We start from the raw sequence: 19,110 nt of genomic DNA, 5'->3' as shown, positions 1-19,110 counted from the left end.
CCGCCCGCTTCCGGCGAAACCGTCGCCCATGATCCTTTCAGACCGCTGGATTCGCGAACAGGCCCTCTCGACGGGCATGATCGAGCCCTTTGTCGAGGCGCAGCGCCGCGAGGGCTGCATCAGCTACGGCCTGTCGTCCTATGGCTATGACGCGCGCGTCGCCGACGAGTTCAAGATCTTCACCAATGTCGATTCGGCGGTGGTCGATCCCAAGGACTTCGCCGCGAACAGCTTCGTCGATCGCAAGACCGATGTGTGCATCATCCCGCCCAACAGCTTCGCGCTCGCCCGCACCGTCGAATATTTCCGCATCCCGCGCGACACGCTGGTCATCTGCCTCGGCAAGTCGACCTATGCGCGCTGCGGGATCATCGTGAACGTGACTCCGCTCGAACCCGAATGGGAAGGCCATGTCACGCTCGAATTCTCGAACACGACGCCGCTGCCCGCCAAGATCTATGCGAACGAGGGCGCGTGCCAGTTCCTGTTCCTGAAGGGCGACCAGCCCTGCGAGACCAGCTATGCCGACCGGGCGGGCAAATATATGGGCCAGCGCGGCGTCACCCTGCCCCGGCTCTGATCGCGATTTCGATTCATCTGCGCTGAACATGGAAACGGCGCCGCGTGGGGCGGCGCCGGTGTTCGCCGCCGGCCGCGCTTCTGCGCAGCCAGGCGGCAGGAAATGGGCTCAGCGCGCGCTCAGCTGGAGCGTGCGGATATATTGAAGACCCTTGTTGGCGATCGCATGCGACATCGCCATGCGGTCGGCCGACTGGTCCATCTCGACATCGCGCTGCTGGAGCACCTGGATGTAGAGCGCCCGCGCCTCGGCGGTGCGTCCGGTCTGGGCATAGACCGCGGCGAGATTGAGCAGGAGCTCGGGCTGGCCGGGATCGAGGCGAAGCTTGGCGTTGAGCTGCTGCTCGGCCTGGGAATAGTTACCGTCGAAAATCGCGGCACTGGCAACGGGGTCCCCGTTCTGGGCCTGGGCCTGCGCGGGAAGCGCGGCGAGCGCGAACGGGGCGGCTGCAAGGACAATGAGCGCGGTGCGCATAACTCCTACTCCTTTTGTTACAGTACGAGGTAATTCGCGTTACTGTTTGGAGACTATTTTGTGACACTTTCGTGTCACACGCACAAGCACGCAATTGCACCCGCCCGCAGGAATGCGCCGAGCCGAGGAGATCGGGTCGCGCAGGGACAAAAAGAAAGGCGGCCCCGAAGGACCGCCTTTCCTTGTTCCGATGCCAGGCCCCGAGGGGCGGCGGATCAGAAATCGTTGCGATACTGCTCGTTGCCGACGAAGCCGAGCTTGTTCACGTTCGCGCGCTTGATGATCGCGAGAACGCGGTCGACGACTTCGTAGCGTGCCTGCGGGTCGGGCTGGAAGTGCAGCTCCGGCTCGGGCGACATCTGCAGCGTCTGATCCAGATACTGGCGAAGCGTCACGTCGTCGATCGGCGCGCTGTTCCAGAAAACCTGGCCCTGGGCGTCGATATAGACCTTGTTCTTCTCCGGCTCGACGATGTTCTGCGGCTGGTTGTTCGACTGAGGAAGGTCGACCTTCACCGCATGCGTCTGAATCGGGATCGTCATGATGATCATGATCAGGAGCACCAACATGACGTCGATCAGCGGCGTCGTGTTGATTTCCATCATCGGGCCGTCGTCGGCACCGCCCATGCTCATTGCCATTGTCTAAACTCCTATGAGCAGGCCGTCAGAGACGGACCGTGGCGGAGCCCGCGGGGGGCTCGGAGATGAAGCCGACCTTGACGAACCCGGCCATCTGCATCGTGAAGATCGTGCCGCCGATGCAGCGGTACGGGGTATTCACGTCGCCGCGGATGTGCACTTCGGGCAGCTCGAGGCCGGCAGCGTTGATGCCGCCCTGCTTCTTGATCTCGTCCTGAAGCTTCTTGACCGCCTTATCGAGCAGTTCCTTGCTCGTCACCGGGGTCATGCCCCAGAAAACCTTGCACTGACCGCCTTCGGCCGTGACCGAAAGGGCCACGTTCTCGGGCTTGGTGATGGTCGGTTCGAACTGAACCTTCGGCAGCTCCAGCTTCACCGTCTGGATCACGACCGGAACCGTGATCAGGAAGATGATGAGGAGCACCAGCATCACGTCGACGAGCGGCGTGGTATTGATGTCCGACATGGGGGCGTCTTCACCGCCCCCGCCTACGCTCATCGCCATTGCGCGCTATCCTATCCTTTAATCCTAGCTCCAGCCCGCGGGCTGGAGACGGAACCCGGCGTCCGAGGACGCCGGGCCCATATAGTCGCTTAGGCGCGCGGCGCGGTGCTGGTCGTCGCGGCCGGAGCGGCCTTGGCCGGAGCAGCCTTGCCAACGACCGGACGCACGCGGCCGTCCGAAGCGAGGTAGCCGAGCAGATCGTTCGCGAAAGCGCTGAGGCTCTCGTTGATCTTCTTGTTGCGCGCCTGCAGCCAGTTGTAGGCGAGCACGGCCGGAACGGCGACGGCGAGACCGACGGCGGTCATGATCAGCGCTTCACCGACCGGACCGGCGACCGCGTCGATCGACGCCTGGCCAGCGGCACCGATCTTCACGAGCGCGCGGATGATGCCGATAACCGTACCGAACAGACCGATGAACGGAGCGGTCGAACCCACGGTGGCGAGGAACGACAGGCCGCTCTTCAGCTGCGAGTTGATCAGGTCCTCCGAGCGGGCGAGCGAGCCGTGCAGCCAGTCATGGGCTTCGACCGGATCGGTCAGCTTCGAGTGCTGCTCCTGAGCGGCCAGGCCGTCATCGACCAGCTGGCGATAGGCCGAGTTCTTCTCGAGCTTGGCAGCGCCTTCGCGCAGGCTGTTGGCGTTCCAGAAACCGGCGCGGACGCGCTTCGCCTGGTTGAGGATCTTCTGCTGCTCGAACAGCTTGGTGAACAGGATGTAGAGCGAGAAGAACAGCATCAGCACCAGAATGCCGAACACCGTCTGCGAGATCAGGCCGCCCTCACGGAGCGCGGGGATGAGGCCGTACGGGTTTTCGCCCTTGGGCGCCGCAGCGGCGAGAATGGTCGTGAGCATTGTCGGTTCTTTCCTCTAACTAAATAGCGCTTTTTCCACATCCGGCGCGCCCCGCGGCGCGCCGGCCAATTCGATCACACGGCTTAGCTCGGAATCTTCCAGGTGAAGCTGCCGTTGTAAGGTGCCGCGATCTTGTTGCCGCTCTCGTCCTCGGCCGGGTTGAACCGGGCGCGGCGCTTGAGCAGCGAGCAAGCCGTGGAGTCGAGAACGGACACGCCGCTCGAACCCGTCACGGTGCAGTTGGTCACCTTGCCCGTAGGATCCACGTCGAGGCGGAAACGGACGGTACCGGCCTGCTCGGCGCGCAGTGCGGCGGCAGGATAATCGTCGTCGGTCACCCAGCCCTGCGGCGAGCCGCGCGGCGTGAGCTTCTTGGCGATCCGCGGCGGAGCCGGCGGCTGCGGTGCAGCCGGAGGCGCAGGCGGAGCCGGCGGCGTGATCGGCGGTGCGATGGTGGGAATGTTCGGCGTCGTCTGGATGGGCGGGGCCGGAGTCGGCACCTGCACCAGCGACGGCGGAACAGCGATTTGAGTGGGCGGCGGCGGAACCGGGGTATCCGGCGGCGGCGGCGGCGGCGGCACTTCCTCGGGCGGGGGCGGCGGCTCTTGCACGTCGAACGTGTTCAGCTTTTCCGCCTGCTTCTTGATATATTGATATGCAAGGCCCGTGACGAAGGCGTACCCCATGCCAGCCACGATGATCGCGACCAGTACGATCGCGACAACGCGACTGCCACTTGTATTACGGTCAGCGTAAGACATTCGGCAACGTCACTCCTCTAATCCTGACATGCAAGCCCGATGCGGCGGATATTGCGACCCGTGCACAAGCCTGCCCGCCGTGCGCTATATGCGTCCTAATCGGCAGCGGGCGAGTCTCTATCGCGCGCACCGGGAGGACGCAAACCCTTTGTCGGACAATCAGGGCGTACAGTCCCCCAATGACATAATTATTTCTGTATACCGGGCGCTCGATCCGGTATCGCGAACGGCATGAACCGCATGCTCACCGCCACATTTTCTTGCGCGATTGCGCTGGCCGCACCCTTAGATGCAGGCGCTAAACCCCAGCAAACGCAGGCACAAACAACCGCTGTATTGCCCAGCTACGCCACCCTGGCAAAACAGGTCGTTGCGGCCCCGCTCATTATTGATGCCCGCATCCGCAAAGCTGATCGCCTGCGGCCCGAAGAATCGGGCGGCCTGGCTGCCGGGATGGCCCGATTCCTGGTCGAGGCGGATGTTTCTGCCCTGATTCGGGGCAGTCAGGCGATGACCTCGCGCATCACCTACACGGCCGATGTGCCGCTCAGTGCGAAGGGCAAGCCGCCCAAGCTCGCCAAGCAGCGCGTGCTGCTCTTCGCCCGCCCGGTGCCCGGCCGCCCGGCCATGGTTCAGCTCACCGGATTGGCGAGCCAGATGAACTGGTTGCCCGAGCTCGATGCCCAGGTCCGCGCGATCACCCGCGATGCGCTGGCCGCCGATGCGCCGCCGGCGATCACCGGGATCGGCAACGCGTTCCATGTGCCCGGATCGCTGCCCGGCGAGGGCGAGACCCAGGTCTTCCTGCAGACCGCGGGCGGCGCGCCGGTGTCGCTCCAGATCCTGCGCCGCCCGGGCGAGAAGACGCGCTGGAGTGTGTCATTGGGAGACATTGTCGACGAATCCGCCGGTGCCCCCGCCCCGAACAGCTTCCTCTGGTACCGCCTCGCCTGCGGCCTGCCCCGCACGCTGCCCGCCGAAGCAGTCGAATCGGACGATCCGCAGAACGCCGCAAAGGCGCGCGAGGACTATGCCTTCGTGCTGCGCTCGCTGGGGCCTTGTGCCTGAGCATCTTTCCCTCTCCGCAAGCGGGAGAGGGAATTACGCCTTCCGCTCGCGCACCAGCGTGATTCCGATCGATTCGCCCTGCTCGGCGATCGCCAGCTTGACGATTCGTACCTCGATCCGGCGCACCCGCGCATCGCCGACGAACAGCGTGTCGCAGATATGCTCGGCCACGGCCTCGACCAGCGTGAAGTGCACGTCCTTGGGCAACGCGTCGGTCGCCGCGTGCTTGACGTCCATATAGTTCTTCGAGGCCTTGAGCGGCGTGTCCGGCGCGAAGCGCTCGGGCATGTCGATGTCCACCGTCACCGAGATGCGCAGCGGCTGCGGCAGGTGCGTCTCTTCCGAATAGACGCCGGTGAGGACTTCGACTTCCAGGTCGTGCACCTGGAGCTTCAGGGAATCGGGCAAGTGGCCAGGGCCTTTTCAGGGAAAAACAGGCCGCGCCCATAGCAGAAGCGCGCCCCGGGGGAACCCCGCCCCTCCTCCTGCGCCATCCGCGCCTTATATTCAGACTTGCGAAAGCGCCGATCGGCGCTATTGCGCGCGGCCCCCGATGCGCGTGTCGGGCGTTATGAAAGGAATGTATGAAGTGATCGCATTGCTCCCGCTCGAGACCGTGGATCCTCAGGCCGTCGAGACTTTGCTCGACCGTGCTTTTGGTCCGGGCCGACGCGCGCGCACTGCGTACAAGGTTCGCCTTGGCACTTCGCCCGTTCCCGAACTCAGCTTCGCCGCGGTGGCGGAGGATGGCAGCCTGCTCGGCTCGATCCAGAGCTGGCCGGTGGCGCTCGAATGCGATGGCGGCGGCAGCGTGCCGATGGTGATGGTCGGCCCGGTCGCGGTCCAGCCCGATCGTCAGCAGGGCGGCATCGGCCGCATGCTGATGGAGCGGATGCTCGAGGCAGCGGCTGCCTCGACGCTTCCGGGTGCCGACGCGCTGATGCTGATCGGCGACCCCGAATATTACGGCCGCTTCTTCGATTTCACTGCGGACAGGACCGGCGGCTGGCGCCTTCCCGGCCCGTTCGAGGCACGTCGCCTGCTCGCCCGCGGCGCCGGCGTCCCCGCTGGCCCTGGCATGCTGGGGGCACGTCTTCGACGGGCAGCGTAGGCAGTAGTTTCTCTGTTCCCCGGCGAAGCCGGGGGCCAGGTTTCCCTGCCGTGCCGCTTGGGACTCTGGGGCCCGGCTTTCGCCGGGGAACAGCCCTCCACTGCACCGATGCGCGCCGAACCCCTTCCAATGTAGGATTTTGTCTGCTTGGGTTTCCCGGCATGACCGATCGCGCACCGCCTTTCCCGCTCCCGCTTTGCTCGCAGCGGCGTTCGCGTGCCGAAAGGGCACTGGGGAGCCTCGCGCGCGTGAATGTCATGGCCTTTGTGACTTTCCGCGCCGTTCGGCCGATCAACTGAGGCGAATCGATGCCGTCCACGCCCCCGCCCGACTTCGCCAGCCTGTCGCTCGCCGAGATCGCCCGGCTCGCCGAGGAGAACCGCCTGCCGCCCGTCGACAGCTGGAACCCGTCGCATTGCGGGCATAGCGACATGCGCATCGCCCGCGACGGCACCTGGTTCCACCAGGGCTCGCCGATCGGCCGGCTGCCGATGGTCCGCCTGTTCTCGACGATCCTGCGCCGCGAGCCCGATGGCCGCTTCGTCCTGGTCACCCCGGTCGAGAAGCTCGACATCGATGTCGAGGACGCGCCCTTCACCGCGGTGGAGATGAAGCGCGAAGGCGAAGGCGCGGCGATGAAGCTCGCCTTCCGGCTCAACACCGGCGATCTCGTCTCGGCTGGGCCCGACCATGGCCTGCGCTTCGAGGAGCGCGAGGACGGCCCCCGCCCCTATCTCCACGTCCGTGGCGGGCTCGAGGCGCTGGTCGCGCGCAGCGTCTATTACGAGCTGGCCGAGATCGCGCTCGCCAATGGCAGCACGCCGCCCGGCGTGTGGAGCAACGGCGCCTTCTTCGCGCTGGAGCCCGGCGCGTGAGCCTGGCCGATCGCCTGCGTACCGCGCTCGCGGTCGATCACACGCCCTTGCTGCTGCCGGGCGATCACTATGACTTCGATCCTGCGATCCGGGGCAACCCCGCTGCCGTGCTGATCGCGGTCACCGATCGCGCCGCGCCCGGCGTGATCCTCACCCAGCGCACCGAGACGCTGCGCGCCCATGCCGGTCAGGTCGCCTTTCCCGGCGGCCGCATCGATCCGGGCGACGACGGCCCGGTGGGTGCCGCGCTGCGCGAAGCGAATGAGGAGATCGCGTTGCCGCCCTCCGCCGTCGACGTGGTCGGCATGACCGACAGCTACCGCACCGTCACCAACTATGTCGTCACCCCGGTGATCGGCGTGGTACCGCCCGATCTGCAGCTCACCCCGTCGGAAGCCGAGGTCGCCAGCGTGTTCGAGGTGCCGCTCGACTTCCTGCTCGACAGCGTCAACCAGCGCGAGCAACGCGTGCAATATCAGGGCCGCGAGCGGCGCTATTACGAGATACTCTGGCAGGAGCGCCGGATATGGGGAGCGACGGCGGCGATGCTGGTCAATCTGTCGAGGCGGCTGAAATGGGCGGCATGATCCTGCCCGACGCCGAATGGCGCCACCGCGAGGGGCTGGCGGAGCTGGTCGCAGTCCTTGGCGATGCCCGCTTCGTCGGCGGATCGGTGCGCGACACGCTGCTCGGCCTCCCGGTCTCCGATCTCGACGTCGCCACGCCGCTGCCGCCGCAGCGGGTGATGGAGCTGCTCAAGGCCGCGCATATCCGCGCGGTCCCCACCGGCATCGACCATGGCACGGTCACCGCCGTGCTGCCGAGCGGCCCGGTGGAAGTCACCACGCTGCGCCGCGACGTCTCCACCGACGGCCGCCGCGCCACCGTCGCCTTCACCGATGACTGGCGCGAGGATGCCGCCCGCCGCGATTTCACGATGAACGCGCTCTATGCCGATCCGGCGACGGGCGAGATCTTCGACTATTTCGACGGCAAGGCGGATCTCGACGCCCGCCATGTCCGCTTCATCGGCGATCCGCTGCAGCGCATCGCCGAGGATCACCTGCGCATCCTGCGCTTCTTCCGCTTCCTCGCCCGTTTCGGCGAAGTCGCCGACGCCGCCGGGCTGGAGGCCTGCACCGCCCGCGCCAGGGACCTGATGGCCCTGAGCCGCGAGCGCATCGCCGACGAGCTGCTCAAGCTGCTGGTCACGCGCGACGCCGTGCGCGTCGTGGAGCTGATGATCGAGCGCGGCATCTTCGCGCCGGTGTTGCCCGAGATCGCCTCGGCGGAGCGCCTGGCCCATCTCGCCGCGCGCGAGGCCGCGGCGGAAGTGGCGCCCAGTGCGATTCGCCGCCTCGCTGCGCTGATCCCCGCCGATCCCGCGCTTGCCGACCAGATCGGCGCGCGGCTCAAGCTCTCCAATGCCCAGCGCAAGCGCCTCGCCTCGGCCGTAGTGCCGCCCGAGGAACCGCCCCATATTCTCGCCTATCGCATCGGCGCCGATGCTGCGTTCGACCGGCTGCTACCCTCCGAACGCCCACTCGCCGAGGCGCTGGAGGTCGATGGCTGGCAGCCGCCGCGCTTCCCGCTCACCGGCGGGGCGATCGTCGGGCGGGGGATCAAGGCCGGGCCCGAGGTGGCGCGGCTGATGAAGACCATCGAGGAAGCGTGGATCGCCGAGGGGTTCCCGGGCGAGGACCGCGTCGCCGAGCTGGCCGACGCGGCAGTGGCTCAGGCGCTGCGTTCGGCGAGCAGTGCCCAGGCGGCGTCCCGCTCGAGCGCGCGCGAATAGAGGAAGCCCTGGCCATAGGTACAGCCCAGCGCCGCCAGCGTCTGGGCGAGCTCGTTGGTCTCGATGCCCTCGGCGGTGGTCTGCATGCCGAGCGCCTGGGCGAGGCTGAGGATGGCGCGGACGATGGCGACCTTGTCGCGGTCGGCGAGCATGCCAGAGACGAAGCTGCGGTCGATCTTGAGTAGGTCGATCGGCAGCTTCTGGAGATAGGCGAGGTTTGAATAGCCCGTGCCGAAATCGTCCATCGCCAGCGTGGCGCCGAGGTCCTTGAGCGCATTCATCGTCTGGGCGATGCGGTCCGGATCGGTAACGATCGCGCTCTCGGTGAGCTCCAGGGTCAGGCGGTTGCCCTCCACCCCGTGGCGCTCGAGCGCGCTCTTGACCATGGCGGGGATATGATCGCGCTGCAGCTGGATCGCCGAGAGGTTGACGGCGACCTTGATGCCGCAATCACCGCCCGCCGCGCGGTCCCAGGCCGCGATCGTCTGCGCCGCCTCTTCCATCGCCCAGCGGCCGAGCGGGATGATCAGGCCCGATTCCTCGGCAACGGGGATGAAGTCGTTCGGGGAGAGCGCCACGCCCTCCTCGTTGGTCCAGCGGGCCAGCGCCTCGAACGAAGTGATCTTGCCGGTCGCGAGATCGCAGATCGGCTGGTAGCAGAGCGTCATCTGCCCATGCTCGATCGCCCGGCGCAGCTCGGTCTCGATGCCGAACTGCTCGCGGGCGATGTCGAAGGTGTGGGTCTGGTAGATCTCGGTGCGGCCGCTCTTCTTCGCCCGCTTGACGGCGAACTGGGCATTGCGGACCAGATCCTCGGGATCGCCGTCATTATCCTGGCCGAGCGCGATGCCGATCGAGCAATCGACGCGGATCTCGAAGTCCGAGAGGCGGAACGGATTGGCGAGCGCCGCCTGGATGCGCTTGGCGACATGGAGCGCATCGCTCGGCCCCTCGTCGAGCGTCAGCAGCACGCCGAACTCGTCACCACCCATCCGGGCCAGCGTGTCGCGGCTGCGCAGCGCGCCCTTCACCCGGCGCGCCACGGTGATCAGCAGCTCGTCGCCGGCAAGCCCGCCCATGCAGGCGTTGATGCGGCTGAACCGGTCGAGATTGACCACCAGCACCGCGAAGTCGCGGCTGTTCTCGGGCGAAATCGCATGCTCGAGCGCGTCGGAGAAGCCGGCGCGGTTGGGCAGGCCGGTGAGGCTGTCGGTCGCCATCTCGCGGCGCAGGCTGTATTCGGTGCGCAGCTCCGAGGTGTGGTCGACCAGGGTGACCATGCAGCGCGGGAAGGAACGGCGGTCGGCGCGCTTGGCGAGCATCACCCGGAAGTGGCGGGCATCGACCTCGTCGCCGAACTGCCAGCCGATCTCGCACTGCATCTCGCTCGATTCGATGAACTTCTTGAGCCGCGGCCCGAGCAGCCGGATCAGCGGCGATTCGCTCGCCACCGTGCCCAGCCCCGCCAGCCGGAACGGCCGGTTCACCGCGTCGAAAACGAAGCCGTCCTCGCGTAGCTCGATCAGCGCCGCCGGCACCGGCAGCATGTCGAGCATCATCGCCGAGGCGCCCGGGCCGAAGGCAAGCGGGTCCGGCTGCTGCGGCACGGGCAGCGGCGCCACGACACGGGCTTTCTTCGATCTGGCGAACACCATCCCGTCCCGCCTAGCCGCGATTGGTTAAAAGCGGCTGAAACAACAGCGATTTACGACCCGATCAGAAACGATTGTCCCGAGGGAAGCCATTGGGCGCCATCCGCCCCGCCGCACCGCGGGCCGCACGCCAGGGCGTGAGGTCGGTTTCGGTGCGCGTCCGGCCGCTCTCGCCGCCCATCGCCCAGCTCAATCCCTCGGCCATCCTGAAGGTGCGGACGTCGCTCAAGCCGCCGTCGCGGTAGCGCTGCAGCTGCACGCCCTGCCCGCGCGCCAGCTCGGCGACTTCGGTGAGCGGGAAGACCAGCAGCTTGCGATTGTCGCCGACCGCCGCCACCGCATCGTCCTCGGCGCCGATGGCACGGACCAGCTTGAGATGCGCACCGGCGCGCGGTGTCACCACCTGCTTGCCCTTGCGGGTCTCGGCGACGACATCCTCGGCCTTGACCACGAACCCGCGCCCGTCATCCGCCGCGACCAGCAGCCGCGGCGCCGAGCTCGCCGGGAACAGGGCGATGATGTTGCGCTCGCCCTCCAGGTCGATCATCAGCCGCACCGGCTCGCCGAAGCCGCGCCCGCCGGGCAGCTTGTCCGCCGCCAGCGTGTAGAAGCGGCCATTGTCGGCGGCGAGGAGCAGCTTGTCGGTGGTCTGGGCATGGAAGGCCAGATATGCGGCGTCGCCCTCCTTGAACTTCAGCGCGTCGCCCGACAGATCCTCGACATGCCCCTTCATCGCCCGGATCCAGCCGCGGGCGGAGAGGATGACGGTGATCGGCTCGCGCTCGATCATCGCCTCGAGCGGGATCTCGCGGGCCGGCGCCGCTTCCTCGACAAGGGTGCGGCGCTTGCCGAGCGCAGTCTCCGGGCCGTAGCGCTCGATCATCTTGCCGAGATCGCGCTTCATCCGGGTGCGCTGGCGGGCATCGGACGACAGCAGCAGCTCGAGCTCGGCCTTTTCCTTCTCGAGCCCGGCCTGCTCGCGCTTGAGCTCCATCTCTTCCAGGCGGCGCAGCGAGCGCAGCCGCATGTTGAGGATCGCCTCGGCCTGGCGATCGGTCAGTTCGAACTCCGCCATCATGATCGGCTTGGGCTCATCCTCGGTCCGGATGATCTCGATGACCCGGTCGAGATTGAGGAAGGCGATGATGTAGCCACCGACCAGCTCGAGCCGGTCGGCGATCTTGTTGAGCCGATGCTCGGACTTGCGGCGCAGCACCACGAACTGGTGCTCGAGCCACCCCGACAGCGCCTCGCCGAGGCTCATCACCCGCGGCGTGCGGTGCTTGTCGAGCACGTTCAAATTGAGCGGCACACGGACTTCGAGGTCCGAGAGGCGGTAGAGGCTGTTGATCAGGTCCTCGGCCACCACGGTGCGGCTGCGCGGCTCGAGGACGATGCGGATATCCTCGGCGCTCTCGTCGCGGACGTCGCCGAGGATCGGCAGCTTCTTCTCGTTGATGAGATCGGCGATCCCCTCGATCAGCTTGCCCTTCTGCACGCCGTAGGGGATCTCGGTGACGACGAGGTGCCAGCCGCCGCCCTTCTCGCTCACCTTCTCGATCTTCGCCCGCACCCGGAAGCCGCCGCGGCCGGTGGTATAGGCCTCCGCGATCGCCGCCGGGCTGTCGACGATGATGCCGCCGGTCGGCAGGTCCGGACCCTGGACATAGTCGAGGACATTGGCAGCCGGATTGTCGATCAGCGCCACCGCGGCGGTCATCAGTTCGGCGGCGTTGTGCGGCGGGATGCTCGTCGCCATGCCGACGGCGATGCCGGCGGCGCCGTTGGCGAGCAGGTTGGGGAACAGGCCGGGGAAGAGCTCGGGCTCCTCGTCCTCGCCATTATAGGTCGGGCGGTAATCGACGGCATTCTCGTCGAGCCCGTCCATCAGGTCGATGGCGACCTGGGTCAGCCGCGCCTCGGTGTAGCGATAGGCCGCGGCGTTATCGCCGTCGATATTGCCGAAATTGCCCTGGCCGTCGACCAGCGGGTAGCGCAGCGCAAAGGTCTGGGCGAGGCGGACCATCGCGTCATAGACCGACTGATCGCCATGCGGATGGTATTTACCGATGACGTCGCCGACGACGCGGGCGCATTTCTTGTAGCCGCTGGCGGGATCGAGCCGCAGCAGCCGCATCGCCCAGAGCAGGCGGCGGTGGACCGGCTTCAGCCCGTCGCGGACATCGGGGAGCGAGCGCGCCGTGATCGTCGAGAGCGCATAGACGAGATAGCGCTCGGACAGCGCGCTATCGAAGGGAACGTCGGAAGGCGTGCCGGGCTCGGCGAGATCGGTATCTAAGCTCATTTCCACCCCCGGATAGCAGCAGCGGAGGCGATGCGCCAAGCCGGGTGGCGGCGACATTCAACCAGATGGTTGAGCGCCCGGATGCTCAACCGATTGGTTGAAAGTATAAGTTTTTGATTTTCCTGGATTTGATCGAAATACGCACCGGAAAATGTTGAATCCCTTGACTCGCTACGCGGGTGCGGGAAGCGCAGCCGGGGCGCGGCAGGGGCAGTTGGTTCGAAGCCAGGGGTCATTCCGGAACCAAAGCAGAACATTTCCAACATTGCCAGCCCGGATCGCTACGCAACGCAACCTCGTCCATGCCCTATTCCCCGCCGCATTCCCGGGGCGGCATGCCGGCACCCCAGGGATCGTCGCGCAGCGCGACGCGCACTTCCTCCAGCACCCAGTCGCGAAAGGCGCGGATCTTGGGCTGGTTGCGCTTGCCCTCGGCGTACATCAGCCAGAAGCTGTTGCGATATTGGGCGACCTGGGGGAGCGGCTGGACGAGCTGCCCGGCATCGATCGCCGGCTGCCACATCGGCGGGCTGAGGATCGCGAAGCCGTGGCCGGCGATCGCGGCGTTGCCGTCGAGGATCTGCGAATCGAAGCGGATGCCGACCTGGCTGGTGTCCGGCGCCTCGCCCATCGCGGCGGCGAACCACAGGTCCCACCAATCGTCTCGATAGGTGAGCCTGGGCAGATCGAGCAGATCGGCGGGCGTGCGCACCGGCGGGTGCTTGGCGAGGAAGGCCGGGCTGGCGAGCGGGGTCACCGGCATCCGCATCAGGAAGTGGCAACACAGACCGGGCATCGGCCCCGACGCGCCGCGCAGCCCGATATCGGCTTCGCCCGCGGCGAGATCGACCATCTCGTCCCCGACATGCAGCCGCACCGCGAGATCGGGGCGGGCGAGCTGGAACGAGCCGAGCCGGCTCGCCAGCCAGTTGGTGGCGAGCGTGCGCGGCGCGGTGATGCTGATCACGCTCTCGCTCTCGGCATGGACCGCGGCGAACGCCTCGCCCATCGCATCGAACGCGCCGGTGATCTGCGGCGCGATCCGCCGGCCGGTATCGGTGAGCATGATGCCGCGGCCGCTGCGCGCGAATAGCGGCGCCCCCACCCGCTCCTCGAGCAGCTTCATCTGATAGCTGACCGCCGCCTGGGTCATCCCCAGCTCTTCGGCGGCGCGGGTGAAGTTGCCGTGGCGCGCGGCCGCCTCGAACACGCGGACGGCGGCAAGGGGCGGAAGACGGCGCATCGCGATATATAAGCATGACTTATGTGTGGGTGCCAATGATTTGTTGGCCTGGCGCGGCGTTCCGGCGCAAATGAACCGGGTGCCAAGCATGGCGCATCACCCCAGGAGGAAGCCATGATAAAGTCCCTGATCGCCCTGTCGCTGCTCGCCGCATCCGCCGCCGCACCCGCATCCGCCCAGCAGGCCGGGGCGAGCGTGCACGTGCGCTATGCCGATCTCGACCTTTCCACCGATGCCGGCCGCCAGACGCTCGACCGTCGCCTGGCTGCTGCGCTCGACACCGTTTGCCCGACCGCGCGGCCGGGCTTCGTCACCCCCTCCCCCCAGGGGCTGCGCTGCCGTGCCTCGGCCGAAAAGCAGATCACCGTGGCCCGCGAGCAGGCACTCGCGCAGCACGGCAGCGCAGTTGTCCGGATCTCCGCCGTACGTTGAGTGATCCCTCGCGTGGCGAAGAGGCGGGCGGCCTGCAACGCCGCCCGCCGACCCATAAGCCTTGCTGATATTGCGGGACGCCATCCCGAAAAGGGAAAGCCGGTGCGATCCAGCCGGGTTGGGACTGCAACAAAATATGGTTACTCCTTGGGCAAGGAACAGGGAGAACCCGATGCGAGTCGTTTGGGCATTGGCGGCATTCGTGCTGCTCGCGGGATGCGATGACATCAACCGGACGCCCGCCGACGGCAAGGGCCAGGCCGATTTCGCCTCGGCGGCCAATGCGGAGGCATTCGCCTCGACCGGCACGGGCTTCGACTATCGCTATGCCTATCGCCTGCCCGGCGCCCGGGTGAAGGGCGTGCTCCAGTCCAATGCCGACGCCTGCGACCGGATGGGATCGGCGCGCTGCCGCATCCTGGCGATGCGCTACAAGGTGGACGACAGCAACAAGACCCGCGCGGTGCTGACCATCCGCATCGATCCTTCGATCGCGCGCGCGTTCGGCGACGCGGTGACCAAGAACGTCACCGGATCGGACGGCGTGCTGACCGACACCGAGATCACCGGCGCCGACTCGACCGCGACCGCGCGCAGCGTCGCAGTGGTGAAGCGGCTGCAGGACCAGCTGCAGAATGCCCGCGCCACCGCCACGCCCGAGGGCCAGGCGCGCGCCGCCCGCATCCAGAACGCGCTGTCGACGATCGCCGAGGTGGAGGCGAGCCAGGGGCAGACGCTGGCCAATGCGCCGATGCTGTTCACCTATGAATCGAGCAGCGCGCTTACCGGGCTCGGCTCGTCCGAGGCGAATTTCCACGCGGCCGGCGCGACGCTGGAAAATTCGGTGGCCCAGCTGGTCCAGGTGCTCGCCAGCATCGGGCCGTGGTGCCTGCTGATGCTGGTGGTGGTGCTGATCCTGCGCTGGATCATCCATGGCCGCGCCGTTGGCCCCGATGTCGAGCCGCGGCACGACGACAGCTATGATCATGACGGGCACGAGCACCGCACGCGCAGCGACAACCGCAACCTGATCCAGCGCTGGTTCTCGCGCGACGACGAGGACGAGCACGCGCACTGATCCTTTGGCAGGCGGGGACGGCAGACGCCTCCCCGCCTGCGCCGGCTGCACCGTGCCGGTTTGACGCCCGTTAACGAGGATGCCTGATTGCGCGCCGAGACCCCTTTGGGTATAGCGCGCCTCTCGCCCCGGCACCGCGCGGATTCCCCGCGCCGCCGGGGCAATGACTTTCCAGGGGAACGAGCACCCGATGGCACGCCGCCGGCAGATTTACGAAGGCAAGGCTAAGATCCTCTACGAGGGTCCCGAACCCGGTACGCTGATCCAGTATTTCAAGGACGACGCGACCGCCTTCAATGCCCAGAAAAAGGGCACGATCAACGGCAAGGGCGTGCTGAACAACCGCATCAGCGAGCATGTCTTCACGCTGCTCGCCGGCATCGGCATCCCGACTCACTTCATCCGCCGCCTCAACATGCGCGAGCAGCTGATTCGCCAGGTCGAGATCGTCCCGATCGAAGTGGTGGTGCGCAACGTCGTCGCCGGCAGCCTGGCAAAGAAGCTCGGCATCGAGGAAGGCACCCCGCTGCCGCGCACGATCGTCGAATATTACTACAAGGACGACGCGCTCGGCGACCCGATGGTCACCGACGAGCACATCCTGTGCTTCGGCTGGGCGAGCCAGGAAGAGCTGCACGACATGGCCGACATGGCCATCCGCGTGAACGACTTCCTCTCGGGCCTGTTCGCGGGAATCGGCATCCGCCTGGTCGACTTCAAGCTCGAGTTCGGCCGGATCTGGGACAATGATTACGGCCGGATCATCCTGGCCGACGAGATCAGCCCCGACGGCTGCCGCCTGTGGGACATGGCAACCGGCGAGAAGCTCGACAAGGACCGCTTCCGGCGCGACCTGGGCGGCGAAGTCGAAGCCTATCAGGAAGTCGCGCGCCGGCTGGGCCTGTTCCCGGAGGGCGAGGATTCGGCGGTGCTGGACCTCGAGAGCCACCGGAAGCGCCGGGGGAAGTAAGCCCTACCGCTAACCCCAAGCCGATACCGTCATCCCGGCGAAAGCCGGGTCCTCGGGAGCTGGCGCGCGAACGGGGCCGCACCTCTATTGTCACCCCGGCCTTGTGCCGGGGCCCACTGCGCGGCACGCAATGCCCTTTCGCCTCGTGTCCATGACACGCCTCCCGGTGGACCCCGGCACAAGGCCGGGGTGACGAGTGGACTGGAGCCGCCTGAGGCCCCGGCTTTCGCCGGGATGACGGCATTCTCTCACAGCATCGCACCCGGATGGGGTTGCAGCCCGGCGCGCTCCGCGCCATAGGCGCTGCCCATGAAGCTCCGCATCATCGTCACCTTGAAGAACGGCGTGCTCGACCCCCAGGGCAAGGCCATCCAGCACGCTTTGGGCGGCCTCGGCTTCGAGGGCGTCGAGGATGTGCGCGCCGGCAAGATCTTCGAGCTCGAGCTCGCCGACGGCACCAGCGACGAGGCCATCGACGAGATGTGCCGCAAGCTGCTCGCCAACACGGTGATCGAAAACTACCGGGTGGAAACGCTGTGAAGACCGCAGTCATCGTCTTCCCGGGCTCCAACTGCGATCGCGACATCGCAGTCGCGCTGGAGGCGGTGACGGGGGTGAAGCCGCACATGGTGTGGCACGGCGAGAGCGAGCTGCCCTCTGGGCTAGGCCTGATCGCCCTGCCCGGCGGCTTCTCGTACGGCGATTACCTGCGCTGCGGCGCGATCGCGGCACGCTCCCCGGTCGTCAAGGCCGTGGTCGAGGCGGCCGACAAGGGCATGCCGGTGATCGGCATCTGCAACGGCTTCCAGGTGCTCACCGAGACCGGGCTGCTGCCCGGCGCGCTGATGCGCAACTCGGGCCTCAACTTCGTCTGCCGCGACGTGCCGCTGACCGTGGACAATTCGCAGTCGATCTTCACTTCGGGCTATCGCTCGGGCGAGCAGATCACGATCCCTGTGGCGCATCACGACGGCAATTACTTCGCCGATGCCGAGACGCTCGACGCGCTCGAGGGCGAAGGCCGGGTGGCGTTCCGCTATGCCGCGGACATCAACGGCTCGGCCCGCAACATCGCCGGCGTGCTCAACAAAGCAGGCAATGTGCTGGGCATGATGCCGCACCCCGAGCGCCGCATCGAAGCCGCGCATGGCGGCACCGACGGCCGCCGGATGTTCGAGGGCCTGCTCGAAGCAGTCGCCTAAGCCGCGCAGACGAAAAAGGGCGGCCGCGAGATACGCCGCGACCGCCCTGTCCGAAGCCTACTTCGCTTCAGCTTAATGCAACCGTTCAGTTCATCGCGAACGCGTGCTCGCGCGCCGACGAGGCGGCGAGGCCCGGTGCCGGATAGGAGATCGGGCGGCCAGCGCCCGTCGTGCGGAAGCGCGCAGCCTGCTCCGCGAGCGTCGCGACCTCGACGGTGAGGTTGCGCGCGGCGGCCGAGGTTTCCTCGACCATCGCGGCGTTCTGCTGGGTCGACTGGTCCATCGTGCTGACCGTGCTGCTGATCTCGCTGATCGCAGTCGACTGGGCCTGGTTGTCCGACGCCATCTGGTTGAGCAGGCTGTGCACGCCCTCGACGTCCTCGGCGATATGCGCGAGCGCGCCATCGACCTTCTGGACCATCTCCACCGCGGCGACGATGTCGACCTGGGTGGCGGTGAGCTGCTCGCGGGCGCGGCCCGCCTCTTCCTCGGCGCGCATCGCGAGCGCGGAGACGAGATCAGCGACGACGGCGAAGCCGCGGCCGGCCTCGCCGGCGCGGCCGGCCTCGACGGCGGCGTTCATCGCGAGAACGCGCGTCTGGAAGGCGATCTTGTCGAGACCCTCGATGACCGAGTCGATGCCCTTGGCGCTGTCATTGACGCGGTTCATCGCCTGCACGGCCTCATCGACGACTTCGCGGCCGCCCGAGACGGTGGCGGTGGCGCCATCGGCGCGCGCCACGGTGCGGCCGGCAGCCGCGGCGGTCGCGCGCAGGCGCTCGTCCATCTGGCTGATCGCAGCAGTGGCCTGCTCGAGGCTGGCGGCATTGGCTTCGGTGCGGCGGGCCAGCGTTTCGGAGGCCTGGGCGATCTCGCCCGAGCCGCCGCGGATCGCGACGGTGCTCTCGGTCACGGCGCCGAGCAGCGTGCGCAGCGAGCCGAGCGCGGCGTTGAAATTGTCGCGCAGGCCGGCATAGGCGGCCGGATAATTCTCGGTGATGTCGGCGGTCAGGTCGCCCTCGGCGAGCTTGCGCAGATTGGCGGTCATGCCGCGCACGATCTCGCCATGCTTTTCCGCTTCCTGGTTCGCGAGGATCTGCGCCCGGGCATTGTCGCGGAAAGTGTGCATCGCCTTGGTCATGCGGCCGACGCAATCCTTGTACTCGGTGTACTGGATCGGGCTGTCGAGGTCGCCGGCAGCCAGGGCCTCCATGCGCACCACAGTGGTGACATAGGGCGTGGCGATCGCATGGCGGCACCACATGCCGGTTGCGGCGGCAACGAGCGTAGCGACCAGGCCGACCCAGATAGCGCTGTCCGGCGCGATCAGGATGGCGTGCGGCGTGAGCGCGACGAGCGTCGTCATCGCGATAACGACGATCAGCAGCTTGAGGCGGATAGGCGCGTTGGCGGTAAACCAGTGCATGGGAATTCTCTCAGCGAGTTGGCAACAATATGGTTGCCCACTTGCCAATTATAGAGAACGCCGACGCAGCTTTTGCCGCCACCTCAATTATCTGTAGAGAAAAATATCCATTTTGATAGCAATTACGCAAATCCCGTA

The 19,110-nt window shown here is 67.0% G+C and carries 21 protein-coding genes; 11 read left to right on the top strand and 10 right to left on the bottom strand.

Translation table 11 applies throughout. The features are described 5' to 3' along the window. The first annotated feature begins 28 nt into the window (after positions 1 to 28). Positions 29 to 580, top strand: coding sequence for a dCTP deaminase (gene dcd / locus ABLE38_RS16075; RefSeq protein ID WP_086129970.1), 552 nt, complete (start codon positions 29 to 31; stop codon positions 578 to 580). A 108-nt stretch (positions 581 to 688) separates the two neighbouring features. On the opposite strand, the gene ABLE38_RS16070 is transcribed toward dcd, so the two are convergent. The 5 genes from ABLE38_RS16070 to ABLE38_RS16050 form a co-directional block, all read right to left on the bottom strand. After that, complete coding sequence (locus ABLE38_RS16070) at positions 689 to 1,054, bottom strand: tetratricopeptide repeat protein (protein WP_348975254.1); 366 nt, start codon at positions 1,052 to 1,054, stop codon at positions 689 to 691. Between the two features lie 215 nt (positions 1,055 to 1,269). Continuing rightward, on the bottom strand, positions 1,270 to 1,695 hold the full coding sequence (locus ABLE38_RS16065; RefSeq protein ID WP_348975253.1) for a biopolymer transporter ExbD: 426 nt from the start codon (positions 1,693 to 1,695) through the stop codon (positions 1,270 to 1,272). Between the two features lie 25 nt (positions 1,696 to 1,720). Then, a complete protein-coding gene (locus tag ABLE38_RS16060; RefSeq protein ID WP_348975252.1) occupies positions 1,721 to 2,200 on the bottom strand; it encodes a biopolymer transporter ExbD in 480 nt (159 codons plus the stop codon). Positions 2,201 to 2,289: 89 nt separating this feature from the next. Then, positions 2,290 to 3,054, bottom strand: a complete 765-nt coding sequence (locus ABLE38_RS16055; RefSeq protein ID WP_348975251.1) for a MotA/TolQ/ExbB proton channel family protein — start codon at positions 3,052 to 3,054, stop codon at positions 2,290 to 2,292. Positions 3,055 to 3,137: 83 nt separating this feature from the next. Then, the gene (locus ABLE38_RS16050) at positions 3,138 to 3,815 is read right to left on the bottom strand and encodes an energy transducer TonB (RefSeq protein ID WP_348975250.1); all 678 of its coding nucleotides are present in this window, start codon (positions 3,813 to 3,815) and stop codon (positions 3,138 to 3,140) included. 231 nt (positions 3,816 to 4,046) lie between these two features. On the opposite strand from ABLE38_RS16050, the gene ABLE38_RS16045 reads away from it, so the two are divergent. Next, positions 4,047 to 4,883: a hypothetical protein gene (locus tag ABLE38_RS16045; protein WP_348975249.1), complete on the top strand. Its 837-nt coding sequence runs from the start codon at positions 4,047 to 4,049 to the stop codon at positions 4,881 to 4,883. A gap of 33 nt (positions 4,884 to 4,916) precedes the next feature. Here ABLE38_RS16045 and ABLE38_RS16040 read toward each other — a convergent pair whose 3' ends face one another. Then, positions 4,917 to 5,291 (bottom strand): dihydroneopterin aldolase, encoded by a 375-nt coding sequence (locus ABLE38_RS16040; protein ID WP_348975248.1) that lies wholly within the window; start codon positions 5,289 to 5,291, stop codon positions 4,917 to 4,919. Positions 5,292 to 5,472: 181 nt separating this feature from the next. On the opposite strand from ABLE38_RS16040, the gene ABLE38_RS16035 reads away from it, so the two are divergent. The 4 genes from ABLE38_RS16035 (at position 5,473) to ABLE38_RS16020 (ending at position 8,664) form a co-directional block, all read left to right on the top strand. After that, positions 5,473 to 5,994 (top strand): N-acetyltransferase, encoded by a 522-nt coding sequence (locus tag ABLE38_RS16035; RefSeq protein ID WP_348975247.1) that lies wholly within the window; start codon positions 5,473 to 5,475, stop codon positions 5,992 to 5,994. Positions 5,995 to 6,302: 308 nt separating this feature from the next. Continuing rightward, positions 6,303 to 6,869 carry a DUF1285 domain-containing protein gene (locus ABLE38_RS16030; RefSeq protein WP_348975246.1) on the top strand — a complete coding sequence of 189 codons (567 nt, stop codon included), beginning with the start codon at positions 6,303 to 6,305 and terminating at the stop codon, positions 6,867 to 6,869. Next, positions 6,866 to 7,456 (top strand): CoA pyrophosphatase, encoded by a 591-nt coding sequence (locus tag ABLE38_RS16025; protein ID WP_348975245.1) that lies wholly within the window; start codon positions 6,866 to 6,868, stop codon positions 7,454 to 7,456. The genes ABLE38_RS16030 and ABLE38_RS16025 overlap by 4 nt, the downstream gene beginning before the upstream one ends. Next, positions 7,444 to 8,664, top strand: coding sequence for a CCA tRNA nucleotidyltransferase (locus ABLE38_RS16020; RefSeq protein ID WP_348975244.1), 1,221 nt, complete (start codon positions 7,444 to 7,446; stop codon positions 8,662 to 8,664). Before ABLE38_RS16025 ends, ABLE38_RS16020 begins: the two co-directional genes overlap by 13 nt. Here ABLE38_RS16020 and ABLE38_RS16015 read toward each other — a convergent pair. From ABLE38_RS16015 to ABLE38_RS16005, 3 genes are all read right to left on the bottom strand, one after another. Next, positions 8,604 to 10,220, bottom strand: a complete 1,617-nt coding sequence (locus tag ABLE38_RS16015; protein ID WP_348975838.1) for an EAL domain-containing protein — start codon at positions 10,218 to 10,220, stop codon at positions 8,604 to 8,606. The two genes, ABLE38_RS16020 and ABLE38_RS16015, sit on opposite strands and share 61 nt — an antisense overlap. A 160-nt stretch (positions 10,221 to 10,380) precedes the next feature. Then, positions 10,381 to 12,621 carry a DNA topoisomerase IV subunit A gene (gene parC, locus ABLE38_RS16010; protein ID WP_348975243.1) on the bottom strand — a complete coding sequence of 747 codons (2,241 nt, stop codon included), beginning with the start codon at positions 12,619 to 12,621 and terminating at the stop codon, positions 10,381 to 10,383. 307 nt (positions 12,622 to 12,928) lie between these two features. Beyond that, positions 12,929 to 13,864: a LysR substrate-binding domain-containing protein gene (locus tag ABLE38_RS16005; protein ID WP_348975242.1), complete on the bottom strand. Its 936-nt coding sequence runs from the start codon at positions 13,862 to 13,864 to the stop codon at positions 12,929 to 12,931. 114 nt (positions 13,865 to 13,978) lie between these two features. Here ABLE38_RS16005 and ABLE38_RS16000 point away from each other — a divergent pair, with 114 nt between their 5' ends. The 5 genes from ABLE38_RS16000 to purQ all read left to right on the top strand — a co-directional run bounded on the left by ABLE38_RS16000 (position 13,979) and on the right by purQ (position 17,546). Next, complete coding sequence (locus tag ABLE38_RS16000) at positions 13,979 to 14,296, top strand: UrcA family protein (RefSeq protein WP_348975241.1); 318 nt, start codon at positions 13,979 to 13,981, stop codon at positions 14,294 to 14,296. 172 nt (positions 14,297 to 14,468) lie between these two features. After that, positions 14,469 to 15,374, top strand: coding sequence for a hypothetical protein (locus tag ABLE38_RS15995; protein WP_348975240.1), 906 nt, complete (start codon positions 14,469 to 14,471; stop codon positions 15,372 to 15,374). 190 nt (positions 15,375 to 15,564) lie between these two features. Continuing rightward, positions 15,565 to 16,344 (top strand): phosphoribosylaminoimidazolesuccinocarboxamide synthase, encoded by a 780-nt coding sequence (gene purC / locus ABLE38_RS15990; RefSeq protein WP_348975239.1) that lies wholly within the window; start codon positions 15,565 to 15,567, stop codon positions 16,342 to 16,344. A gap of 309 nt (positions 16,345 to 16,653) precedes the next feature. Continuing rightward, the gene (purS, locus tag ABLE38_RS15985) at positions 16,654 to 16,884 is read left to right on the top strand and encodes a phosphoribosylformylglycinamidine synthase subunit PurS (RefSeq protein WP_348975238.1); all 231 of its coding nucleotides are present in this window, start codon (positions 16,654 to 16,656) and stop codon (positions 16,882 to 16,884) included. Then, entirely contained in the window at positions 16,881 to 17,546 is a 666-nt protein-coding gene (purQ, locus tag ABLE38_RS15980; protein WP_348975237.1) for a phosphoribosylformylglycinamidine synthase subunit PurQ, read from the top strand. Before purS ends, purQ begins: the two co-directional genes overlap by 4 nt. Positions 17,547 to 17,631: 85 nt before the next feature. Here purQ and ABLE38_RS15975 read toward each other — a convergent pair whose 3' ends face one another. Then, positions 17,632 to 18,972, bottom strand: coding sequence for a methyl-accepting chemotaxis protein (locus ABLE38_RS15975; RefSeq protein ID WP_348975236.1), 1,341 nt, complete (start codon positions 18,970 to 18,972; stop codon positions 17,632 to 17,634). Positions 18,973 to 19,110 lie beyond the last annotated feature (138 nt).

This window comes from Sphingomonas sp. KR3-1, from assembly GCF_040049295.1.
In the GTDB taxonomy this organism is placed as follows: Bacteria; Pseudomonadota; Alphaproteobacteria; order Sphingomonadales; family Sphingomonadaceae; genus Sphingomonas.
This window is presented reverse-complemented; position numbering and strand designations above follow the sequence as displayed.